The sequence below is a fragment of the Ningiella ruwaisensis genome, from assembly GCF_004798935.1.
Classification (GTDB): Bacteria; Pseudomonadota; Gammaproteobacteria; order Enterobacterales; family Alteromonadaceae; genus Glaciecola; species Glaciecola ruwaisensis.
On sequence record NZ_RAHT01000002.1, the window covers coordinates 622,134 to 645,906 of the forward strand.

General features: G+C 42.9%; 23 protein-coding genes. 10 read left to right on the forward strand and 13 right to left on the reverse strand.

Translation table 11 applies throughout. From position 1 onward, the window contains the following. Window positions 1–16 precede the first annotated feature (16 nt). Window positions 17–787 (forward strand): SDR family NAD(P)-dependent oxidoreductase, encoded by a 771-nt coding sequence (locus tag D6V41_RS06140; RefSeq protein WP_241664445.1) that lies wholly within the window; start codon window positions 17–19, stop codon window positions 785–787. Between the two features lie 58 nt (window positions 788–845). Here D6V41_RS06140 and typA read toward each other — a convergent pair whose 3' ends face one another. Next, window positions 846–2,681: a translational GTPase TypA gene (typA, locus tag D6V41_RS06145; RefSeq protein ID WP_136250586.1), complete on the reverse strand. Its 1,836-nt coding sequence runs from the start codon at window positions 2,679–2,681 to the stop codon at window positions 846–848. Between the two features lie 554 nt (window positions 2,682–3,235). On the opposite strand from typA, the gene glnA reads away from it, so the two are divergent. From glnA to glnG, 4 genes are all read left to right on the forward strand, one after another. Further along, window positions 3,236–4,645: a glutamate--ammonia ligase gene (glnA, locus tag D6V41_RS06150; protein ID WP_136250587.1), complete on the forward strand. Its 1,410-nt coding sequence runs from the start codon at window positions 3,236–3,238 to the stop codon at window positions 4,643–4,645. A gap of 121 nt (window positions 4,646–4,766) precedes the next feature. Then, window positions 4,767–5,300, forward strand: coding sequence for a DUF4124 domain-containing protein (locus D6V41_RS06155; protein ID WP_136250588.1), 534 nt, complete (start codon window positions 4,767–4,769; stop codon window positions 5,298–5,300). Between the two features lie 126 nt (window positions 5,301–5,426). Then, window positions 5,427–6,536 carry a nitrogen regulation protein NR(II) gene (gene glnL, locus D6V41_RS06160; protein WP_136250589.1) on the forward strand — a complete coding sequence of 370 codons (1,110 nt, stop codon included), beginning with the start codon at window positions 5,427–5,429 and terminating at the stop codon, window positions 6,534–6,536. After that, window positions 6,533–7,951: a nitrogen regulation protein NR(I) gene (gene glnG, locus D6V41_RS06165; RefSeq protein ID WP_136250590.1), complete on the forward strand. Its 1,419-nt coding sequence runs from the start codon at window positions 6,533–6,535 to the stop codon at window positions 7,949–7,951. The genes glnL and glnG overlap by 4 nt, the downstream gene beginning before the upstream one ends. A 21-nt stretch (window positions 7,952–7,972) precedes the next feature. On the opposite strand, the gene panP is transcribed toward glnG, so the two are convergent. Further along, entirely contained in the window at window positions 7,973–9,595 is a 1,623-nt protein-coding gene (panP, locus tag D6V41_RS06170) for a pyridoxal-dependent aspartate 1-decarboxylase PanP (RefSeq protein WP_136250591.1), read from the reverse strand. Between the two features lie 297 nt (window positions 9,596–9,892). Between panP and D6V41_RS06175 the strand changes: the two genes are divergently transcribed. Beyond that, the gene (locus tag D6V41_RS06175; RefSeq protein WP_136250592.1) at window positions 9,893–10,618 is read left to right on the forward strand and encodes an EAL domain-containing protein; all 726 of its coding nucleotides are present in this window, start codon (window positions 9,893–9,895) and stop codon (window positions 10,616–10,618) included. On the opposite strand, the gene D6V41_RS06180 is transcribed toward D6V41_RS06175, so the two are convergent. The 4 genes from D6V41_RS06180 to D6V41_RS06195 form a co-directional block, all read right to left on the reverse strand. Further along, a complete protein-coding gene (locus D6V41_RS06180) occupies window positions 10,579–11,367 on the reverse strand; it encodes a class I SAM-dependent methyltransferase (protein WP_136250593.1) in 789 nt (262 codons plus the stop codon). The two genes, D6V41_RS06175 and D6V41_RS06180, sit on opposite strands and share 40 nt — an antisense overlap. Before the next feature lie 4 nt (window positions 11,368–11,371). Then, window positions 11,372–12,142: an ABC transporter permease gene (locus D6V41_RS06185; RefSeq protein ID WP_136250594.1), complete on the reverse strand. Its 771-nt coding sequence runs from the start codon at window positions 12,140–12,142 to the stop codon at window positions 11,372–11,374. After that, entirely contained in the window at window positions 12,139–13,116 is a 978-nt protein-coding gene (locus tag D6V41_RS06190) for an ABC transporter ATP-binding protein (RefSeq protein WP_136250595.1), read from the reverse strand. The genes D6V41_RS06185 and D6V41_RS06190 overlap by 4 nt, the downstream gene beginning before the upstream one ends. A gap of 127 nt (window positions 13,117–13,243) precedes the next feature. Then, the gene (locus D6V41_RS06195; protein WP_338324231.1) at window positions 13,244–13,759 is read right to left on the reverse strand and encodes a hypothetical protein; all 516 of its coding nucleotides are present in this window, start codon (window positions 13,757–13,759) and stop codon (window positions 13,244–13,246) included. Window positions 13,760–13,939: 180 nt separating this feature from the next. On the opposite strand from D6V41_RS06195, the gene D6V41_RS06200 reads away from it, so the two are divergent. After that, window positions 13,940–14,386 carry a hypothetical protein gene (locus D6V41_RS06200; RefSeq protein ID WP_136250596.1) on the forward strand — a complete coding sequence of 149 codons (447 nt, stop codon included), beginning with the start codon at window positions 13,940–13,942 and terminating at the stop codon, window positions 14,384–14,386. Between the two features lie 76 nt (window positions 14,387–14,462). Here D6V41_RS06200 and D6V41_RS06205 read toward each other — a convergent pair whose 3' ends face one another. After that, entirely contained in the window at window positions 14,463–14,945 is a 483-nt protein-coding gene (locus D6V41_RS06205) for a DoxX family protein (RefSeq protein WP_136250597.1), read from the reverse strand. A gap of 162 nt (window positions 14,946–15,107) precedes the next feature. Continuing rightward, the gene (locus D6V41_RS06210; protein WP_136250598.1) at window positions 15,108–16,166 is read right to left on the reverse strand and encodes a CNNM domain-containing protein; all 1,059 of its coding nucleotides are present in this window, start codon (window positions 16,164–16,166) and stop codon (window positions 15,108–15,110) included. Between the two features lie 656 nt (window positions 16,167–16,822). Here D6V41_RS06210 and D6V41_RS06215 point away from each other — a divergent pair. Genes D6V41_RS06215 through D6V41_RS06225 form a run of 3 tightly spaced genes read left to right on the forward strand, consistent with a single transcriptional unit; the run spans window position 16,823 to window position 20,278 of the window. Further along, complete coding sequence (locus D6V41_RS06215; RefSeq protein WP_206663237.1) at window positions 16,823–17,800, forward strand: sugar ABC transporter substrate-binding protein; 978 nt, start codon at window positions 16,823–16,825, stop codon at window positions 17,798–17,800. A 3-nt stretch (window positions 17,801–17,803) separates the two neighbouring features. Next, the gene (locus tag D6V41_RS06220; RefSeq protein ID WP_136250599.1) at window positions 17,804–19,336 is read left to right on the forward strand and encodes a sugar ABC transporter ATP-binding protein; all 1,533 of its coding nucleotides are present in this window, start codon (window positions 17,804–17,806) and stop codon (window positions 19,334–19,336) included. Window positions 19,337–19,354: 18 nt separating this feature from the next. Continuing rightward, the gene (locus tag D6V41_RS06225) at window positions 19,355–20,278 is read left to right on the forward strand and encodes an ABC transporter permease (RefSeq protein ID WP_136250600.1); all 924 of its coding nucleotides are present in this window, start codon (window positions 19,355–19,357) and stop codon (window positions 20,276–20,278) included. Window positions 20,279–20,437: 159 nt separating this feature from the next. On the opposite strand, the gene D6V41_RS06230 is transcribed toward D6V41_RS06225, so the two are convergent. The 5 genes from D6V41_RS06230 to D6V41_RS06250 all read right to left on the reverse strand — a co-directional run bounded on the left by D6V41_RS06230 (window position 20,438) and on the right by D6V41_RS06250 (window position 23,648). Next, a complete protein-coding gene (locus tag D6V41_RS06230) occupies window positions 20,438–20,872 on the reverse strand; it encodes a hypothetical protein (protein ID WP_136250601.1) in 435 nt (144 codons plus the stop codon). 538 nt (window positions 20,873–21,410) lie between these two features. Next, complete coding sequence (locus tag D6V41_RS06235) at window positions 21,411–21,950, reverse strand: hypothetical protein (protein ID WP_136250602.1); 540 nt, start codon at window positions 21,948–21,950, stop codon at window positions 21,411–21,413. Window positions 21,951–22,017: 67 nt separating this feature from the next. After that, complete coding sequence (locus D6V41_RS18430) at window positions 22,018–22,416, reverse strand: hypothetical protein (RefSeq protein ID WP_136250603.1); 399 nt, start codon at window positions 22,414–22,416, stop codon at window positions 22,018–22,020. A gap of 44 nt (window positions 22,417–22,460) precedes the next feature. Beyond that, a complete protein-coding gene (locus D6V41_RS06245) occupies window positions 22,461–22,970 on the reverse strand; it encodes a M23 family metallopeptidase (RefSeq protein WP_136250604.1) in 510 nt (169 codons plus the stop codon). 141 nt (window positions 22,971–23,111) lie between these two features. Further along, window positions 23,112–23,648, reverse strand: a complete 537-nt coding sequence (locus D6V41_RS06250; RefSeq protein WP_136250605.1) for a hypothetical protein — start codon at window positions 23,646–23,648, stop codon at window positions 23,112–23,114. Window positions 23,649–23,773 lie beyond the last annotated feature (125 nt).

Here is a 23,773-nt window from a genome sequence, read left to right on the forward strand (position 1 = left end):
TAATTTATCAGTTTTTATTACCGGTTACGCTAGCGGCCTAGGTAAAGCGCTTGCCGAACATTACCTAGCGAAAGGCGCAAGCTTGCTCTTGCTTGACATAAAACCTGATGCAGAATTGCAAAATCAGCTCAAGCAACGTGCCAGCATGCAGCAAAAAATCGAATTTATCCATGTAGACATATGCGAACCGGTAACTCTCAAACAGCAGGTAGATTTCGCCATTCGGCGATTTGGTCAATTGGACTTATGTATTCATTGCGCCGGTATACTGGTCTCCAAACCTTTTTTACAGATTGACCATTTTGAATTTCAGCGCCAAATTGATGTGAATTTAGTCGGAACGCGTAATATGGTCGCAGCTTTGGTGCCTCATCTAGAAAACGGTGGGCAACTTGCATTGGTCGCATCGATGGCGGGTTTAACCGGTGTATATGGCTATTCAGCTTACAGTGCATCTAAGTATGGTGTGATTGGTCTGGGACGCGCCCTGCAATTAGAGCTAAAACCTTTAGGTATAGATGTAAGTATCATTTGCCCGCCAACCATAGACACGCCAATGGTACAAGAAGAAGCGAAAAAAATTCATCCCGCGACAAAAGCACTGAAAGATATAGCAGGAACACTTAATGTTGATGAAGCGTGCCAGCAAATTATGCATGGCCTGGAAAAAAGAAAGTCGCTAATAATTCCCGGGAAAAAAGCGAAGTTTGTCTACTATTCTGAGCGCTTTGCTCCGGCTTTCCTCGTCAAGCGGGTCAGCGAATACCTTATAAAAAATAAAGGTTAAAAAAACGGCTTTCATATTGAAAGCCGCTGCTAATCATTTAACTTCTTTTTGCAAGCAATTAAGCTTCTTTCGCTTTTGAGCGGGACGCGCGTTTACGGTCGTTTTCAGTCAATAGCTTTTTGCGAATACGAATGCTCTTGGGCGTCACTTCTACTAACTCATCATCATCAATAAACTCAAGCGCCTGCTCTAAAGACATTCTTACTGGCGGTACCAAGGTTTGCGCCTCATCCGTGCCCGAGGCGCGAACGTTAGTTAACTGTTTACCTTTAAGTGCGTTGACTGTAAGGTCATTATCACGGCTGTGAATACCGATAATCATGCCTTCGTAAACTTCAACGCCGTGTCCAATGAAAAGTCGGCCACGCTCTTGCAGGTTAAATAGCGCGTTAGTTAGTGCCTTACCTGGTGCATTCGCAATTAGAACACCATTTTTACGCTGACCGATATTGCCGCCCTTGTGTGGACCATAATGATCGAAGGTATGATAAAGCAAGCCTGAGCCTGAGGTAAGCGTCATAAATTCGGTCTGAAAGCCAATTAAACCACGACTTGGAATGGTAAAATCCATACGGACACGACCACGTCCATCTGGCGACATGTTGGTCAATTCGGCTTTACGCAGACCCAGTTGTTCCATTATCGAGCCCTGATGTTCATCTTCACAATCTATGGTAAGCGTTTCAAAGGGCTCCATTAACTGACCATTTTCTTCCTTGAGAATAACTTCAGGACGAGACACTGCTAATTCGTAACCTTCACGACGCATATTTTCAATCAAAATGCCCAAATGCAGTTCACCGCGGCCTGACACTCTAAACTTATCCGGGTCATCTGTCTCTTCTACACGCAATGCCACATTGTGTATAAGCTCGTTTTGAAGACGCTCTAAAATGTTTCGCGACGTAACAAACTTGCCTTCTTTACCTGAAAAAGGAGACGTATTGACCTGAAAGGTCATGGTAACCGTGGGTTCATCAACCGATAGCGGTGGCAATGGCTCTACTGCGTTCACGTCACAAACCGTATCGGAGATTTTAAGTTCGCCTAATCCGGTAATCGCAACAATATCACCTGCAGAGGCTTCATCAACATCATGACGCTCAAGTCCTAAATAGCCAAGCACTTTACCGATTTTACCATTGCGCTTACCGCCTTTCGCCATTGCAACAGTGACTTGCTGATTGACCTTAACTTTGCCGCGTTTAATGCGTCCGACACCAATAACGCCAACGTAACTGTTGTAATCCAGTTGCGAAATTTGCATCTGAAATGGGCCTTCAGCGTCTGCATCGGGTGGAGCAACCTGTTTAACGATGGTTTCAAACAGTGGCGTCATATCGTCACTTGGCGTATCGGCATCTAATGAGGCCCAACCATTTAGTGCTGATGCATAAACTACCTGGAAATCTAACTGATCATCGGTCGCACCGAGATTATCAAACAAATCAAACACCTGATCCATTACCCAGTCTGGTCTAGCACCCGGCTTATCAATTTTATTAATGACAACAATTGGCTTTAAACCTTGCGCAAATGCTTTTTGCGTTACAAAGCGTGTTTGCGGCATCGGCCCTTCTTGCGCATCAACCAGCAACAAAACGGAGTCGGCCATAGACATTACTCGCTCAACCTCACCACCAAAATCGGCGTGTCCCGGTGTGTCTACAATATTAATGCGATAGTCATTCCAATTGATGGCAGTGTTTTTAGCTAGTATGGTAATGCCACGCTCTTTTTCGATATCGTTGGAATCCATTACGCGTTCTTCTGCATCACCTCTACTTTGGAGGGTACCGGATTGCTGAAGCAGTTTATCAACAAGTGTCGTCTTTCCGTGGTCAACGTGGGCAATAATGGCAATATTTCGAAGGTTAGCAATAGAAGCTGGCATGATTTTCTCTCAAACAAAACGCATCATTAACAATATTAAGGCGCTAAAAAGTATGCTTAACGCGCTGATGCGGAACAATTGGCGGCGGATTGTACAGGTTTATACAAAGCGGTGCTAATTAAATCGCAAATAATCCCGCAAAAAGGATAAAAACTGTCATGAAACATCGCGTTATTTTGCGTATACGCACAATTTCTTTCCTATGCCACCATTTTCCATGCCTCCGTTAAATTTATGAATGCCTCTTGCACTGCACCAAAATAGCATTTTAGTATATTTACAACGCACCATGATAGTGCATTTTAAGCATGATTTATTATTGCTTACCGAAGTTTATACTGATTTTTCATGAACTTATTTTTCGATAGCAGATGGCATGAATATGGCTTATGATGGGTATTGCATTGCATTTTCACTGCGTGTCGCACAGCCATTGCATGATTGGTTATGCAACTTGGTGCTTTATCGCTTACTAAAATCGAAAAAGCACCAGCTAAAACAATGGAACACCACAACAACGTGATCCGCACAACAAATTTTACTTGGAGGACAATATGTCAATTGAGTCGGCATTAGAACTTATTAAAGAAAGCGAAGCTAAATTTGTCGATCTTCGTTTTACGGATACGAAAGGAAAAGAGCAGCATGTCTCTGTTCCAACCCATCAAATCGACGAAGAGTTTTTTGAAGAAGGCAAAATGTTCGACGGTTCTTCTATTGCTGGCTGGAAAGGCATAAACGAATCTGACATGATTCTTATGCCAGACGCATCTACCGCTGTAGTAGACCCATTTGCAGAAGAAACACAAGTAAACATTCGCTGCGACATTGTTGAACCATCAACTTTACAGGGCTACTCACGCGATCCTCGCTCTATTGCTCGCCGGGCAGAGGAATATCTTAAATCTACCGGTATCGGCGACACTGCTTATTTCGGTCCAGAGCCAGAGTTTTTCTTATTTGACGATGTGAAATTCCATACAGACATGGCCGGTTCTTACTACGCCATTGATTCAGAAGAAGCAAAGTGGAATTCAGGTGCCGATTATGAAGGTGGTAATATGGCACACCGTCCGGGTGTAAAAGGCGGTTACTTCCCTGTTCCACCTGTTGATAGTGCGCACGATATTCGTGCTGCAATGTGCATGGTAATGGAAGAAATGGGTCTTACTGTTGAGGCACATCACCACGAGGTTGCCACCGCAGGTCAAAACGAAATTGCATGTCTTTTCAACTCTATTGTTCCTAAAGCTGACGAAATTCAAATTTACAAATACGTTATTCATAACGTCGCTCATGCTTACGGTAAATCAGCTACCTTTATGCCTAAGCCATTAGTGGGTGATAACGGCTCAGGTATGCACGTACACCAGTCAATCAGTAAAGACGGAAAGAACGTATTTGCCGGAGATAAGTACGCGGGACTTTCAGAGGAAGCGCTATACTACATTGGCGGTATCATTAAACACGCCCGCGCTATTAATGCATTCACCAACGCATCCACAAACAGCTATAAGCGTTTGGTTCCTGGATTTGAAGCGCCAGTTATGTTGGCCTACTCTGCCCGCAACCGAAGTGCATCAATTCGAATTCCTTACGTTACAACCGATAAGGCAAGACGTATCGAAGTACGTTTCCCTGACCCAACTGCCAATCCATATCTTGCGTTTACTGCAATGTTGATGGCGGGTATTGATGGTATTCAGAACAAAATCCATCCTGGCGATTCAATGGATAAAGACTTGTACGACTTACCTGCAGAAGAAGCAAAGAATATTCCAACCGTAGCAAGTTCTCTTGAAATGGCGCTTGCAGCACTTGATGAAGACCGCGCTTTCTTAACCGCAGGCGGTGTAATGAGTGATGAAATGATTGACGCATACATTGAGCTTAAAGCAGCCGAAGTCGAGAAATTAAACATGACAACTCACCCGGTTGAGTTTGATATGTACTATAGTGTTTAAAACCGCTCAAACAGCCATTTAAGGCACAAACGAAAGCTCGCACATTTGATGCGGGCTTTTTTTATTCTTTTTTTTTAATATAGATGAAGTAAACTGCCGATAATGCTTTTGGAGGTGCAGTATGCGCAGTGTGATCACATGGTTCTTCTTAATATCGCTAGTGTTTGTCTTGCCCAATGTTGGTGCGCAAACCAAAATTTATAAAGTTGTTAACGAAGACGGCAGTATTTCGTTTTCGGATACACCTATGCCCGGAGCAGAAGAAATAGAGCTTAAAGGCGCTGTTAATACCATGCAGTCAATGAATGCAAATCAAAGGCCCCCTGCCGCTCAGGCACAAGATAAAACTGAACAAGAGACCTATACCTTAAGCATTTTGTCTCCCCAACCTGAAGCAACCATTCGAGACAATAATGGAAACGTACGCATTGCTTCTGCTATTCAGCCTCAAATTGAGGGTAGCTACATTCTTAATTTTGCCGGTGAAGAATATAGCTCGAAAAGCGGTGCATTTGCGTTAACGGGCATCAATCGCGGCGCGCATCAATATAGTGTCGAATTTTTGAATAACTCGGGCAAGGTAATTGCATCGTCAGATACAAGAACACTGTATTTGCATCAGGCGTCTGCGATTCTTGGGCCAGCTAATAATTAAAAGTTTTGTTTAACAGCGTCTTAGCTTCAAAATCAATTAATTAGCCAGAAAGCGTTTTCTATCCCAGCTTGCGACATTATGATGCTTTGCACTACTATAGTGCATTAACTTAAAAGTAATGGCCTCATGTCGTCAAACGCGATTTTTAATGAATCAGAAAATTCGAAACATACCGTTGATCAGCTGATCCACACAATGAAGACAGCTGTGATGGTATTAAACGATTCAATGCACGTTGAGTTTATCAATGACTCGGGACTTAGCTTATTTGAAACTGGTTTAAATCAACTTAAAGAGCGCTCGCTCTCCGATTACCTGCTTTCAGACAGTTTCAATCAAGAGCGCTTTAAAAATGCATTTGAGAAGGGCGAAGAATTTACAGAGTCCGAGCTTCAATTGTGTTTCAAAGATGGTCGAAGCGTCATGGTAGATTTGCATGCCACCTTACTCAACCATGACGATAGACGACAACTTCTGGTCGAAATTCTTCCCATAGATAAGCAACGTAAGATATCTCAGGAGACACAGCAATATGCACAACAAATGGCAGCTCGTGAGTTAATAAGGGGCTTAGCGCATGAGATAAAAAATCCGCTTGGAGGCATCAGGGGCGCAGCACAATTGCTTGGAAAAGAGCTAAGCGATCCAGCGCATAATGAATTTACTCAAATGATTATCGATCAGGCGGATCGTCTTCGAGCCTTAGTTGATCGTTTACTGGGACCCAATTCTCTGCCACAAAAACGCATGTGTAATTTGCACGAAATTATCGAAAAGGTACGCTCTGTAATAACCGCAGATGTTAATTATGCGATTGCCGTCGAACGTGATTATGACCCCTCTATCCCTGATATTTATGCCGACCCTGATATGCTTCAACAAGCACTACTGAACATCGCCCGAAATGCCAACCAGGCGCTCAAAGCGGCCAAAGTGGAACATCCAGTCATCGGTTTCAGAACACGTGTTGAACGGCAGTGTGTCATCAAAGGCAAGCGACATAGTTTGTGCGCACTGATTAGCATTATTGACAATGGACCTGGGGTACCAAAGGAATTAAGAGACACCCTCTTTTATCCAATGGTAACAAGCAAACGCAAAGGTTCAGGCTTGGGCCTTTCTATTGCGCAAACATTAGCTGATCATCATCAAGGCAAAATTGATGTAGAAAGCTTTCCTGGTTACACAGAATTTACCCTGCATATCCCTATTTTTACGAAGGAAGATCATCAATGATAGAACCCGTTTGGATCGTCGACGACGATAGCTCGATTCGCTGGGTGCTTGAGAAAGCGCTTAAAGCGGCGCAGGTAGGCTGTATGAGCTTTGATAATCCGGAGGATTTGCTCTTGCAAATTGAATCTGGCCAAGCCCCTCAAGTGATCATATCAGATGTACGAATGCCTCAGATGGACGGTATGACGCTTTTAGAAGAAGTCCATCATCATTACCCCGATTTGCCCATCATTATTATGACTGCACACTCCGATTTAGATAGCGCAGTCAACGCCTATCAGGGTGGCGCATTTGAGTATTTGCCTAAACCTTTTGATATTGATGATGCTGTTGATTTAATCAAGCGCGCTTTAGAACATGCCAGCGATCTGTCAATCGAAAAAGCAAGAACAAAAAGTAACAATGCCAGTAATCCAACTAAAGAGATCATTGGTGAAGCACCAGCAATGCAGGAAGTATTTAGGGCAATAGGCAGACTGTCTCGTTCTTCCATTAGCGTGCTTATTAATGGTCAATCTGGTACAGGAAAAGAGTTAGTTGCGCAAGCGCTGCACAAGCACAGTCCTCGCGCTCAGCAAACCTTTGTAGCGCTCAACATGGCAGCGATACCAGCTGATTTGGTTGAATCGGAGTTGTTTGGACATGAAAAAGGCGCTTTTACCGGCGCGCAAAATGCGCGTCAGGGTCGTTTTGAACAGGCAAATGGTGGCACGCTATTTTTAGATGAAATTGGTGATATGCCAATTGATGTTCAAACCCGTTTATTACGTGTGCTGGCTGACGGACAATTTTACCGCGTAGGTGGTCACAACCCGGTTACCGTAGATGTCAGAATTATTGCCGCGACGCACCAGAATCTTGAAAAACGGGTTATGGAAGGTAAATTCAGAGAAGATTTATATCATCGACTTAACGTTATACGGATCCATATTCCCTCATTAAATGAACGAAGAGAAGATATACCGCTTCTTGCCAATCATTTTTTAGCCAAAGCATCGAAAGAGCTTGGCGTTGAAATGAAAACGCTATCAAAAGCAACGGCTAAAAAGCTTACCGAATTAAGCTGGCCCGGTAACGTAAGACAGCTTGAAAACACCTGTCGTTGGCTAACAGTAATGGCAAGCGGACAAGAGATTTTGCTAAATGATTTACCGCCAGAACTGACCACAACAGCTGAAGTCGAGCAGGCAGCTGAGAAGAATGATTGGACCGTCTTATTATCAAACTGGGCTGAAAAGCAGCTGGTATCCGGAAAGAACGACATTCTCGATGTGGCTCAACATGAATTTGAGCGGATATTGCTAAATTGTGCGCTTAAGCACACTCAGGGACACAAGCAAGAAGCGGCCAAACGCTTGGGATGGGGAAGAAATACCCTTACGCGCAAGCTTAAAGAGCTGGACATAGACAGCTGAGTGCTAGATTCATTCAGGCACTCAGGCAATTTTTGCCTGGTTTATGGCGTGCAACGACTTAAATATTTTATGTTGTTTAGCGATGGCAAGTTGCTCGTCCAAAATAGCTTGCAGATCATCTTCGGTAGTCAGCGGATTCGCCAGAACAACTCTGAATACGGTAACAGCTTGTTGATGGTACTGCTCTACTTCAATTCGTGTTCGTGAAACAAAAGACTTACCGGCTTCACGCTGTTGCTTTTGAACCGAAACCGTTAATGCATCCAACTGGTGATTAATATTCTGCTGTGCATCTTCAGACAACTCTTCTAGATGCGATAGCACCTGAGGCCGAATACGGTAGGTCAAAAGCGAAAGAACAGGAGAAGTGATCAACTCAAAATCAGGGTGCCGGTCTATCATGCTGGCAAAAGCCTGCGCCTGTTCGATGGAGCGGTCAATTAACAATTCATATCCTCTTCGTCCTAAAATATGAAACGAGGAATAAACCATCATCGCCATGCCATTTCGGGAACCCTCGAGCGTAGTTGAACCTAAATCTTTAGAGCCTTGACGCAAAATATATTGAGCATGATGCCGCACAGAATTACTCGCAGCGGGATCTTTGAAAATCGCCATACCGGCACCCATTGGCACATACATTTGCTTATGGGCATCGATTGTTACTGAATCCGCTTTTTCGATCCCTTTCAGTTTGTGACGATACTTGCCAGAAAATAAGGTAGCGCCGCCCCACGCAGCATCAACATGAAACCAGCAGCCCAATTCCTTGGCAACCTCGGCTAATTCGTTCAGCGGGTCAACATGCCCGGTTTCCGTTGTGCCAGCAATGCCAACGATTGCCAGCAACTTGTTACCTGACTCCTGATAAGCTTTACCCACCTTAAGCGCAAGCTCGGGGCTAAGAATTTGTTTCGGACTTTCAACGCTTATCATGTTATCGCGCCCTATTCCCAGCACATCTACGGTTTTACCAAGCGAATAATGACCACGACGCGACGACATCAAACCTAGGTTTTCAATGCCATAATGTTTGTAAGCTTGTACTAATCCAGCCTTTGCAACACCTTTAAAGCCGGGTTTAGGCCCTAAAAGATGATTTCTGGCAACCCACAATGCCGTAATATTCGCAATGGTTCCCCCTGAGCAGAATGCACCAAGCGAATGCTCTGCACTATGCAGATAACGGGCGTAAAAATCATCAGATTGAGAATAGATGAGATTATGAAGCATGCCCAAGGTCTGACGCTCCAGCGGCGTGAACGCCTTTGAAGTCTCTATTTTCACCAGGTTCTGATTCAGACCTACCATCAGTTTCGATAAAGGCAAATGAAAATACGGCAAGGCAGATGTCATATGCCCGATAAAAGTTGGAGCATAGGTATTGACTGAATGTGCCACCAACTTTTCCAACAGGCTCTGGGCATGACTCGAAACAAACTCTGGTGAATCTGGCAATATCGGGCTTGAAAAATCTTGTTCGATTTCTTCCAGAGAGGTCTTTTTAGTGACCACATGTTGAGATAAAAAATCAGACACATTATCAGACAAATGTCGTTCGATTTTTGCTAGCGTGGAGTCGTCGTGCTCAGGTTTTGTGAATACTCTGAACAAATGTTCCAAGCTTACTTCTGCTTTTGCCAAGGAGATGTTCCGCCTTCTATCAATTAAAGACTGTGCATTTTGCCTGTGTGCTTTGCCTGTTTTAACAACAGTTCAAGGTACACGGGCAATGTTATATCCCCTAAAGACCGCAAAGGATCACAGCGCTCAAAGCGGGTTATAGATGCACAAGCTAAGGTCGGCACTTTAACTCAGTTTATGAAAATTTACCAAGCGAACTACAAAAAAGCCTAAATAAATTTTAAAAAAAGCGCTAAAGGCTTCGGTATTTCTACAGTTAATAAACTATAGACCAATTTTTAATCAAGCCGTGAATCCGTGAACTTGCAGCCATTGCCCGTCGAAACCGCATTTAATCTAGCGCAAATTGTGCCTTTTTATCAGCCAATTTTTGCCCTCAATAATCGCCGCGCAGTCCGCTATGAATGCCTGGCCAGATTCCTCGATACCAATCAGCGAATAATGATGCCCAACGATTTTTTATATATTGTTGAGCGTGATTGCCAGGCAGCGAATATGACAGCAAGAATACTCGAATTAACAAGAGCCTATTGCCAGCCTCGCCAAATGTCATGGTCAATTAACTTATTTAAAAGCGATTTGCTTGACCAACCTCTTTTGCATGATATTCAGGCAATGAGCCAGTTATCTAAAAGTCGTCTATGTGGAATTGAAATTAGCTACGAGACAATCAAAGATGATTTAGAGGCGCTTGGTGAGCTCAGACGAGAAATGAACGCACTGCATATTACTATTGACGATATTGATGAGTGTAATGAAAGTCTGTTTGCGCTGATTGCTAGCGGCATAGATGCCATAAAAATTCAAACTGATGCACTCAAAAAGCTCTGCTCAAAAGGCGACGGTGCACACGATATTCAAGCGCTTAAATCACATTGCGATAAGCATAAATGCCTACTTATCGCGGAACACATAGAAAGCGCAGACTCACTTTCGCTCGTTCAATCCCTAGACATCAAATATGGACAAGGCTTTTTTCTCTCTCATCCTTTACAGCAAGTTATAGCTGTCCATAGCGCCTGACCGCCGAGCGCGTATTTCCGCTCGAATGGAGATATTGCTGTATTTGCTCTTGACGCTTGCGCCTTAGCAAATGCATTTGACGACTGATTATCAACATTGTGTTCGGTCACTTGCATCTTTACGTTGTAAGCGTTTGCCGCTTTTGCAAACTCATCAACATATAGCTTCCAGTTTGAACGAACTTCGATTTGTTTCGTGCACTTAAGAATGTATGGAAATACCGGGCTCGCGTGCCACCGCTTTCCAAGCTGCGCTTTTTTAGGATAAGGGTTGGGATAGAGAATATATTGTTTAACCAGCCTCCATTGAATTGGAATCCGCCCGTACTCAAGCGTATCGACAAACGATTGTGTGAGTGCATCCGCCAATAAACGCCAAAAATCATTTAGATCTGCCTGGATGACCCAAAAACGCCGTTCAACGCTGTCTGCGGCATCGCTTGTTAAATAGCCTTTGGCGTAATGACCATGTTTAGCAAGCCTTTCAGCAGATTTATCAACGCCAATCACCACCGCCTCAGGATATCGCTTTGCAAGCGCAGCCGTGCTCTCGCCTACTCCGCAACATGCATCTAGTATCAGCTCGCCACTATAGTCTTTTAATTCAAACAGCAATTTATCAAACGTCTGTTTGGTATGTTTAGCAATAGGCCTTTGATATTTCATTTGCTTGTGCTTCTCAACAAGCTTGAGCAAATCCGGATGAATGCCGCTCTGATTTGTTTCGACGGACTTAGGTGCAAATGACACGTTTCTAGCTTCGAATTCCTACGCCTTTTTTAAGCAGCCGATAGGCTGTTATATAAAGCAATAGGTTGAATCCAACAAGCAGGCCGAGCGCCACCAAATAATTAATATCAGATACCCCTAAAAAGCCGTAGCGGAAACCATTGACCATATAAACAATCGGATTGATTTGGCTTACCATCTGCCAAAAGTCGGGTAAAAGTGTGAGTGAGTAGAACACTCCACCTAAGTAAGTCAGTGGTGTCAGGACAAAAGTGGGGATCACACTTATATCGTCGAAGGTCTTAGCATAAATTCCATTTACCAGTCCTGCCATTGCAAAAAGCGTTGACGTAAGAATAAGCGTTACCACAATGACAATGAAATTGTGAATTTGCACGTCTACAAAAAACATCGAGACGCAAGTCACAATAATGCCAATAAGCATTGCGCGCGCTACCCCGCCGCCAACAAAGCCAAATATTACGACCCAGGTGGGCACGGGCGCAACCAACAGCTCCTCGACATTACGCTGAAATTTGGCACTAAAAAACGAAGAAGAAACGTTTGAGTAACTATTGGTAATGATGGACATCATGATCAGCCCAGGCACTATGAACTCCATGTAAGTAAAGCCGCCCATCTGCCCAATTCGCTCTCCAATTAAACTGCCGAAGATCACAAAATACAGCGACATAGTAATGGCGGGCGGAACCAGTGTTTGCACCCAAATTCGCAAGAATCGCGTACATTCCTTAATCCAAATGGTTTTAAGCGCAGTGAAATTTCGTGAACTCATGCTCGTTTCTCCTGGCCTGTTTGTGTGGGTTTTACGTCGCTGCCGTTAGCAGTTTGTGCCTTGGCACGCCCTGACTCTACAAGCCGAACAAACAATTCTTCCAAGCGATTTGCCTTATTACGCATGCTCATAACTTTAATGTTCTGATTGGCAAAACGCTCAAAAACTGCATTCAAACCAGCCTCTTTAGGTACGTCTACTTCAAGCGTGGTGTCATCAAGCGCTCGCGTTTCGAATTCGGGAATGGCGACACTGTTTGCGCCCTGTTCAATATCAAACACGAAGGTTTCGATGTTTAAGGTGGCCAAAAGCGCTTTCATGCTGGTGTTTTCAACAATTTCGCCTTTGTCGATAATCCCGATATTTCGGCATAACATTTCCGCCTCTTCCAGGTAGTGAGTGGTGAGAATGATGGTTATACCTTGTTCATTAATTTCTTTTAAGAAAGACCACATTGAACGGCGAACTTCAATATCGACACCAGCGGTTGGTTCGTCCAATATCAGCATTTTTGGCTCGTGCATCAGCGCACGTGCAATCATGAGCCTGCGTTTCATGCCTCCTGAAAGCTCTCTTGCTCTGGCGTTGCGTTTGTCCCACAAGTCCAATTGCTTGAGATATTTTTGAGCACGTTCTTTTGCCAGTGCACGAGGCACCCCGTAGTACCCTGCCTGATTAACAACAATTTGCATTAAAGTTTCAAACTGATTGAAATTGAATTCTTGCGGAACAAGTCCAATACAGCTTTTAGCTTCAACTTCATCTTGAACGGAGTCAAAACCAAAAACACTTACGGCGCCAGCGCTTTTGTTCACAAGTGAGCAAATAATACCGATTGTGGTTGACTTGCCAGCCCCGTTTGGACCAAGCAGTGCGTAAAAATCGCCCTGTTCTACTTCTAAATCTATGCCTTTAAGCGCCCTGACGCCGCCAGCATAAGTCTTTTCCAGCCCTTTGATGCTAAGTGCTTTCATTTACTTCTCTTGAATTTTTTTATGATGGTTTTACAACTGATAAAATCTGCGCTTGTCGCAAAAAGTACAATCAACTGTCGCGATGAAAGCGCGAATTATAGCAGGACGGACAAAGATGCGCATATAACTATTGGCTATGGTGCATTCGAGAACGCGTGCGCAAAAAAGTCTGCTGAATAATAAACGCGTCGCTGCTCGCACGGTGCCGCTTTAATCCGCAGTTTTCAATCACACTTAGCTTTTCATCGTCCCAAAGTGCTATTTGCGGTTCACTTAGCACCATTTCAAGGGATGAAATACTAAACTCCATCCGCACTGCCGCCTGCGCAAAGAGCTTTACTATCCAGGGATGGTCAACTACCCAGGCATCGGAGTACAAGGTCATGTCCTTTGCGTGTGCATTGAGTGCAAGGCATACTGCGATAGGGTCTTCGCCATAGGCTAGCAAATCAGCATAGCAAATACCGTGAACAGCCTGTGCTTTATCATCCCAATATTGCCACTGAGGAAAAGGGCGTATAAGTTTGCAAAAGCGCTGGCCGTTAGGCAGAGCAATGCCGATTTCAATGGGATAGCTTTGTGCACCAAAGCCGCTTGCTTCTACATCGATAATTGCAGGAGTGCTTGTAAATGGAATAGTCACGTAAGCCTTATTATTTTACATAAAATGATTGTAACGATGATTTATTATCTTGCCAGCAATAATATGCAAAAAAAACTGTCAAGCTTAATCAACAATGCAAATTCGCTCGCTTACTGACGTAAAGCGTAAGTATTGATATCATCATTATTATGAAAACTGTTTGGTAGATTTAATAAGTATATGCGTGACGATAAATTTGTTGATCCTCGATTGCAAGCGCGAGAAAAAATGTTTCAGCAACTGCATTTAAGCACGTTTGAGACGATGGGTTATGCGCACAACATTCAAAGCTACGTTGAAAAAACCGGCCAGGATATAGAATCTGATCATCCCGATTACCAGCAGTTATTGCGTGATTACGAAATTACAAAAAATCTATCCAAGCTTGATGATTCTCAGTTAGAAGGCCTGTGCGCTCAAACAGATGCGGCACTTAAATCAAAAACTCAGGCCAATGCTGTATATGCTCAACTCTGCGCAGCGGCATGCAGTGCGCTAAACCACTGGCGTATTTTATCGGAGATTCCTTTGGACTTGAGGGATAATGACGAAGTTACAAAAACCCTAAAAAACAAATTCCACCAGCACAAAGATACCTGGGAGTTTATTCTTAAGGATATTTCCTAAGCGCTCTCTCAACGACAAAAGCGCTTATCAGGTCAGTGATAAGCGCTTTTTGCTGCTTTAAACATCGCTAACTCAATCATGCGGCTTGAGCATTTAATGTTTCAGGTCTTCTTACTACTATAAGTCTGGTAGCAAGGAGATTGTCTAATGAAAATCTTCCGGCCCCCGATACCACCAAAGACAATGAAATAGCCATTAACGCCAAAGCAAAAGCATAGCCATTATTGGCCATAAACAAGCCGTTAGGCAGGTGCACTGTAACGATTGCTACCAACATTGTGATGCTTAAAGCAATGGCGGTTGGGCGGGTGAACAAACCAAGCAGTAACAATAAACCGCCAAAAAACTCAGCACTTCCGGCGAGCAGCGCCATAAGGTATCCAGGCTCCAGGCCGAGCGAGCTCATAAATTGCCCCGTCCCTTCTAGCCCGTATCCGCCAAACCAACCGAAAAGTTTTTGCGCGCCATAAGCTGTGAAAATAAGGCCCGCTGCCAAGCGAAGCGCCAAGGGTGAATATGCGCCATTTTTAACAAAGGCGTGAGATAGTATTGTGTTCATAAATTTCTCCTCAAAGAATCCGTATAATTTCAATCATCGAACTTAAATAACTGAGCCATTGGCCCTAAGCGATGATGTAAATATATACCGATTAAATGAAAAGAAAATTGCAATAAATCAGTGATTTCTTTCTATAAAATAGAAAGAAATCAAATGAAGCAATTATTCCGCTTTACTTCGTTGGGTAACAATCCGCTTTTCACGGCGTTTCCATAAGACTTTAGCAAGCTTTTTCATACTGACCGTTTTATCTTGTTCGTCCACTATTTCGACGCCCAACAAGCTTTCAAGCAAATCTTCCAGTGTAAGAATGCCTTCTAAGCCACCGTATTCGTCAACAACAAGAAGCATATGCACCCGTGAGTTTAAAAAATGATCAAAGGTTGCTGCCAAGGGCATATCGCCTAATAAAGTCACCATCGACTTGGCGAATTCAGCCAGCTTGGCTGAACCTTTACCGTTTGCAGCAGCTAACAGTACGTCTGTTTTAAGCACGTAACCGGTAATATGCTCGTTCTCATCATTCTCATAAACAGGAATGCGTGAGAAGGGATTATCTTGATACTCAGCGACAAATTCATTCACTGTAGTTTGATCCGACAGCGAAAACACGACTGTGCGGTGTGTCATTGCGTCAACAATTTTAAGTTCATGCAGGCTTAAAAGATTTTGAAGAAAGTTAGCTTCTTGTTGTGCAAGTTGTCCCTCTCGTCCCGACAGTTCAGCCATGGCAAGCAGTTCAGAACGGCTCAATCCCTTAAGCGGACTTTCCTCGGTAAATCCACTGGTAAGCTTTTGCGACATTTTTACAAAAGGATAGAGAGCGATAATCAGATACTTGAGAAAATACGCGGTTGCAGGAGCAAGGGGGCGCCAAAAAGTCGCGCCGAGCGTTTTTGGAATAATTTCAGAAAAAACGAGAATTAAAAAGGTGAGGACAGCGGATATGATACCTAAATAAGCATCACCAAACACTTTTACCGCTTGTGCACCTGCACCTGCTGCGCCCATGGTGTGAGAAATAGTATTCAAGGTAAGGATGGCAGATAAGGGCTTATTAATATCAGATGTTAGTCCGGATAATAGCTTACCTGAGGGCCGTCCTTCTTTTTCTAAAAGGGAAATATAAGCCTGAGAAACGCTTAAAATCACCGCCTCTGCTATGGAGCACAAAAAAGAAATGCCCAAAGCAATGGCAACGTAAATCAGCAGCAAAACCATTTGCGAGTAACCTTAAAAACCGATCATCAAATACGATGCATTAGCATAGCATAAACAATACAATTTAATGCCACTGAAAAAACGCGCATATTTTGTTCGAAAAATGAATTGCTAGCGATAAGGACTATATTCAGATTGGCCTACAATTTGGGCTTACGCATATAAATGTAAATAAAAATACTTGCAACGAGTGTCATCAATAACACATCTGCTCCCACGTTAAATTCCATTTTCAGGTAGGACGGGTCAATAAATTCCAATAAGACCAACGAATAAACAACTGCTAAGACAACAAAAAAAACACGAAACAACACGCGAGAAATTTGCACGAGACTACCTTATTATTTTGTACTTGGATGACGCGACCAAGCTTATTAACCAGTGCGAGATTTGTGCGTCAATTTTTTGACATGTCTAGTTTGCGCTAAGTTCAATCTTAATTCAAATACAAATTACAGTGTTTAGCAAAATAGTATCCGTTAGACGATTTATGTTGCTTTTTAGCAACATAAACGCGGATTTTAGAAGCAGCTTTGCAGAAAATTTTAAGTGCGTTAACCAATTTTATAATTTCCTAAACGATAGATTGGTGTTACTTTTTTGTAAATAAAGTCGCTTTGCGATGCTTATCATTTAAATTGACAGGACACCCGATCATGAGTCGAATTTTAACCACTTCTCTGGTATTTATTTGTTTGTTGTTTTTACAAGCGTGCGGACAGCCATCAAGTGACAAAAGCAATCAAAGCTCACAAGCTGCCGAAGATGAAAATGCCGTACCTCAAATAGGTTTGGTGATGAAATCGCTGGCCAATGAATTCTTTGTGAATATGGCCGAAGAGGCAAAGGCACATCAGGCAAAGCATTCTCAAATGTATTCACTAATAGTCAATGGTACTAAAAATGAGAGCGATTTGGCTCAGCAGGTTGCACTAATTGACCAGATGATAGCTTCAGGCGTAGATGCAATTGTGATTGCGCCCGCAGATTCAAAAGCCGTAGTGCCAGCAATTGTAAGAGCTTTAAAAGCGGGTATTACTGTCGTCAATATTGATAATCGCCTGGACGAGCAGGCCTTAAGCGATTATGGCGTAAGCGTCCCCTTTGTAGGGCCTGACAACAAAGCCGGTGCCAGAATGGCGGCCGAATTTGCAGCGAGCCGATTAAATGAAGGCGATCCGGTGATTGTGCTTGAGGGAATTCCTTCTGCAATCAATTCTCAACAGCGTGTAGCAGGATTTATGGAGGCAATTAACAGCGCAAATCTTAATTTAGTTGCCAGGCAAAGCGCTGACTGGGAGCAAACCAAAGCCGCTCAGGTGAGCGCGTCGCTTTTGATCCAGCACCCCGAAACCACCGCTATATTTGCCGCAAACGACAATATGGCCTTAGGTGCACTTGCCGCTGTACAACGCGCAAACTTAAGCGATTCTATTTTAATAGTGGGCTTTGACAACATAAACGCTATCCAATCGCACATTGAAAGCGGCGATGTTCTAGTAACGGTAGACCAGTTTGGCGGCCAGCTTGCTGTGTTTGGTATTGAAAAGGCGCTAGCGGCACTTGAAGGGCAAAGTTTAGATGCCATAACACAAACCCCCTTAGAGCTTATTACGGCTAGCGCAGCAGATTAGCGTATGACCTGTTTACGTATCAGTAATATAAGTAAGTCTTATGCGGCTCCTGTTTTAAAGCAGGTTAACCTGGCCATTGAGCCCGGTGAAATCCACGCTCTCGTGGGTGAAAATGGCGCCGGGAAATCTACGCTCATCAATATTTTGTGCGGCCTAACAGAGCCCAACGCAGGAAAACTTGAATTAAAGGGGCAAGCATATCGCCCAAAAAATCCTGTTGACGCCATGTCGAAAGGCCTAAGTGTTGCGCTACAAGAATTAAGTCTTATTGATGATTTAAGCGTAGCTGAAAATATTTTATTGCGAAAACTTCCCAATCATCTTGGTTATGTTAATCAAGCTACATGCTACAGCCGAGCCCTAGCACTCATGCAAACGCTCGGCTTAAGCTCCGGCCCAAATAAAGTATCCCCAAACACAGAAGTGGCAAAACTTTCCCTTGCTCAAAAGCAACTGTTAGAGCTTTGCAAAGCCTTAAGCGAACCCTGCGATTTACTTATTTTAGATGAACCCACATCTGCGCTAAGCCAACAGCAAAGCGACATACTTCATACCTTAATGCATGAGCAAGCTGCAAAGGGGATGAGTATTTTATATGTCAGCCACCGACTGGATGACGTTTTAAATGTTTGCCACAAGGTTTCAGTACTAAGAGACGGGCAGTTAGTAAGCACAAACTTTTCCCAAAACACAACAAAAGAACAGCTTATAAGCGCGATGTCCAGAGGCACGCTACATGAACATACGGAGCAGGCGAGAAACGCTTGTGAGAATGACAATGACGAGCCTGTCTTATTAGTCAATGATATTACCACCGATAAGCTTCCTCAACCTTTGAGTTTTAAAATACGGCGCGGAGAAATATTGGGAATTGGCGGATTGGCCGGCGCAGGCAGAACCGAATTGCTTGAAGCGATATATGGTTTGACGGCACTTCGCTCAGGTCAAGTTCAGGTGTTGGAACAAACTGCAAATCGTGCAACACCTCGTTATCGCAACATTAAGCGTTCCAAAGATGCAGTAAGAGCGGGTATTGGCATGCTCAGCGAAGATCGAAAGCAACAGGGCATTTTTGCAGAGCACTCTCTGATATTTAATGCAAGCATCGCCAGTTTGAACAAGACCGCGAGCCTGGGATTTGTTCGCAATGCATCGCTCAAGGCACTGAGTAAACCCATATTTGACTCTTTGGGCGTAAAACGCAATTTTGATGAACAAAATATTGAAGAGTTAAGTGGCGGCAATCAACAAAAGGTGTTACTTGGTCGCTGGCTACAAGCGGGCACAGATATCTTTTTACTGGATGAACCTACGCGAGGCGTAGATGTTTCTACTAAAGCTTTAATTTATCGCGAACTGGAAAATCTTGCTTCAAAAGGCGCCAGCATAATAGTAGTTTCAAGTGAAGCAGAAGAGTTATTTACCCTCTGTCATCGCATTTTAGTAATGAGCCAAGGCCGCTTTGCAGGCGAACTTTTGCCAGCGCAGTACAGTTCAGATAATTTACTGTCGCTTGCGTTTAGTCAGGCGCAATAGTTTTACAACAGGGATTTTATGCAATTTATTAAGAACTACTTTTTGGTCATCGTATTGTTTGCATTGATTGGATTTTTCAGCGTGCAAACAAACAACTTCTTTTCAGTTATCACTCTTTCTACCATGTTAAGTCAGCTTCCTGCCTTAACGTTTGTGGCCGTGGGTATGACGCTTGTACTTATCGTTGGAGGCATCGACTTATCTGTTGGATCGTTGATGGCATTAAGTAGCGCAATTATTGGCGTATTAATAGTACAAAGCGGTTTTAGCTTCCAGTTTGCTGTTATATGCGCGCTTTTACTCACTATGATGTTTGGTTGCATCAATGGCGCATTATCAAGCTGGATGAAACTCCCCTCTTTCATCGTCACTTTGGGTATGCTCGAAGCTGCCAGAGGACTCTCATACGTCGTATCTGATTCACAAACCCTGTACGTGGGCGCTTCAGTTCAAGGTCTTACCGACCCTATCGCAGGTATCGGTATTTCGGTCATGATGCTGCTCGCTTTTAGCGTAGTAATAATTGGACATGTGCTTTTAAATTATACAGTTTTTGGAAAGCATCTCATTGCGATTGGCTCCAACAAAAAAGCCGCAGTAATGTCGGGTATTCGACCAAACCCGAATATTCTAATTGTATTTGTCATTTCAGCTTTTTTAGCAGCATTAGCTGGCTTGGCTAATCTTAGTTATTTAGGTTCCAGCGACCCAAATGCGGGATTAGGGCTTGAACTTTCGGCTATAGCCGCTGCCGTTATTGGTGGCACCAGCCTTATGGGCGGTCGGGGAACAGTGCTGGGCACATTTGTAGGCGTGCTTATTATCGCTGTACTTAATTCGGGACTGGCTCAAATGGGCGTATCTGAGCCTTCAAAACGCATTATTACCGGAGTGGTGATTGTGCTTGCCGTGTTGCTTGATAAATGGCGTGCTAATAACTAGTTAAGTTAAGCAAGGCTTAATTTAACCTATCCAATCATTTTAGTATTTCGGACTGTGACGTCACATCATGTAAAACTTCAAAGCGGCTTAGCAAAGTGCAAGCCGTCCCACGTTCTTGTGCCAGCGATTTCGCACAACGTACTTCATGTTGGCGTATCGTCAAGCACTGTAGTTTACTCTGTTCCATTTTGCCAAAAATAACGCACAGAAAACTACAGGCAAAACTTTGGCAAATAAAGATGCCAGGTAAAAACCTGAGCTACCTTCAATCATTAATAACTCGGGTATTGCAGATAACATAAACAATACAAAAGGCATAGCGAGTAGCGTATAAACAGCCCTTATTTTTGAAAGCTTCAAAGCCAAAGATAAAAACACAAAAATGAGTGCTGCTGGAATTCCTTGCGTAATCAAATCTACAACTGAAAATGCAAGTGTTGGAGAGAACAGTGATAGTGGCTCAAGAAAGTTTTTAGGGATAGCAACTGCTGCTCCGTAACCAAAAGCAGTGATTACAGCAAACACAAACAAGATGCCGATAATAAGATTAATTACATAATCGATGAAATTGTGGTGATTTTTAGTTGCTTCCATTACTTAAATCCTTTTGGGTGCGCAACACTTTGATATTCAGTTATCAGATTATGGAATGGCGGTTGCGAACGCAAGCGACATGACACGATCTGATAATCTCTATAATACCGAAGATGCGCCGCGTTTGTGTCCCACCGAGCGGAGCGACTGAGTTGAATTGCTTGAAAGGTTTACTCATCACCTTGCTCTGGTGACCGCAGGCTATTGTTCACTTTTTTAGCCAAAGAGGAATGTTGCATTATCCAATATGCCAATAATCCCCAAACTGAACTTGAAAAACAAATAAGAGCCCACCAACCCGGATGTACATTTAAAGCTAACGGCATTCGCTTTATACCGTCCTGGTAAACATAGTAAGCGGAAACTCCTCCTGGAAGAATAAAACATATCAGCCAATATACAGATATCGGCGCCCACGAAAATAATACGTGTAGAAAAAAGTTTTGTTCCATTTTATAAACCTAATACTCACTTAATCGGCGAAAATTGCTTTTTATTTTTGTCCGCTATCAATTCTTTGTTAGCTACCGTTAAACTATCAAAATGCATCTGAGAACACTCCGTATACGCTAGGAAGATCCCATTCCCAAGTGCCTTGCATCAAAAAATATCTAGTTGCCACCAAATAAAGTAAACCAAAAAAGCACCAAACTGTAAATTTATGAACGTTAATGATTGTTTCAGATACCAAACGCTCTTCTGAACGTTTCTTAATTTCTGTTGTGACAGCAAGTGCGCTAATAATTGTAAAAATAATAATCAAACCTGTATATTTTGATACCACAGCGACCGTTGAGTAATCCAAGATTGCAATCCACACAGCGATTAAGACAAATCCGAACGGCCCAACTATTTCATAATTCGTTGGATTTTTCTCAACATCCCACTTCCAATACTCGAATTTCAATTGATCTACCTGGGCGATATATACTAGGCCTACTGCGACAACGATTAATATAGATCGAGCCCGATCCTGAACGTCATTTAAATCAAAAAACAATAAGTTTCCAAACAAAACAGATATCAAAAAAAGGAAATGCAAATACTCCTTAACGTTTAATAAAGATTCATAGCGCATAGGTAGCTAACACCTTACATAAGCAGTTTGGCTGCACTCTACTGACAAATCCGTCTTTACGTATTTGTTATTGAACATTAACCACTGAGCCAAAACTCTTTCTTTTTAAAACAACTGTAATTAGCACTACAAGCCCTAGAATACTGCCAATTGGAATCATTAATAACAGCAATAGCGAACTTATTAGTGTGACCCAGTATAACCAATTCGGCCTGTACCTAAAGACTGTAATTGATATCAATAAAAGCAATAAACCAGGCACACACAAAACTAAACTAAGCACTGTCGTTATCAATGCAGAAGACAAGCCACCCGCCACTAATTTGGGGTCTCCAGTACCCGTTAGACTAGCCTCGTGAAACAATATATAAAACACATAAAAAGTATTCGTTACTCCCCAAGGCAGAGCTAATAAAAATACAACACCAAAAACAGCTACATATTTACCTACAATTTTTTCATTCAACCGCTAATCCTTGCCAAGTTGCATTACTTTAAGCTAAGGGGCAATTACCCCAATTTGTCATGCGGGTTTAAATAAAACATTTTCTTCCATCCCTGAGTTTCCGTGGTCATTAACCAAGGTATAGGAATAAGAGACAGAATTGAATAGTGAACATGTGGTGGTTTACCAATAGCGTTACCAGTATCTCCTAACGCTCCAATTATTTCGCTTACTTCCACAAAATCGCCCTCTTTGACTGAGTAGCTTTCTAAGTGAGAATAATAGTGAATGCGCCACTTAGGACCCAGTATGGCAATTGCATTTCCACCTTTCTTGAGTGAGCCAGCGAAAACAACAATACCTGACGTAGCAGAGATAATTGGTTTTCCTTTTCTACCAAAAATATCGATTCCCTTGTGCACACCTGAGCTTCCCCAAGGTTCAAACCAAAAAGTCTTGTGATTCCAATCGTTAGATGTAGCACCTCTAACGGGTATAGTAATCTCCTCAGGAATAAGGAGACCGAGGGTAATAATTATTAGCAGCGCGATGAATAGATATTTTAAAAGTTTCATAGACCTTTCCGTGGCATATAACACCGAACTAAGCGACGCACAATTTGTAGTGCAATTTGCAATAATGTAGCGAAGCGAGATGCAAATTGCACTTCAAATTGTGTGTCCGAATGAGTGATAACGAATGGCACAAGGATTTTGTTAGCCGTCTTTATAAAGAACATCCGCTATAAAATCAGATGATGCTCTATAAGTTCTAGGACCCATGTTTGCATGCGTCCCGTCAGAAGACCAACTGCCTATAACACCTACAACGTGATCTTCGTCCCCAAAACTCATAGTTTTTTCATAAGTATAAAAACTGAAGCTATCGCCGTTTTTTCGAATTAGCACATAAAAGCAGTTAGCCATCATTTTCGGCTCAGGAAATACAATCAACACCGCATCTTTCTCTGCGATAACCTCACTGGATATGGCCGAAGCATATGAAGGAGAAACAACTTCTGTAGCGACTCCTTTCAGTTTAGTCAAATCACCTTGGTATAAATCAGCAAAAAATTGACCATTAGTGTCAAAAGTCCATTCTGGAAGGACTCTATGTTGCAGAAAATATACTTTCCTATGTTCGGGTAATTCTTGCGATTCAGCTTCACGAGGAATCCTTTCTTCCGGCTCCGGTGTTGAACTACAGCCAGCAAGTAAAAAAACGAAAACTAAGAATACAGATAAACTTTTCAAGTTTGACTCCTTGTCCAAGCATACAAATTCGGCTAACGCACGCCTAAGTGGTGCAAAATGCTAGGCTAAAATTAGAGAGGAACGAGGTCAAGCCAAGCGTTTTGCATTCGTTCCTTAGGCGTTTG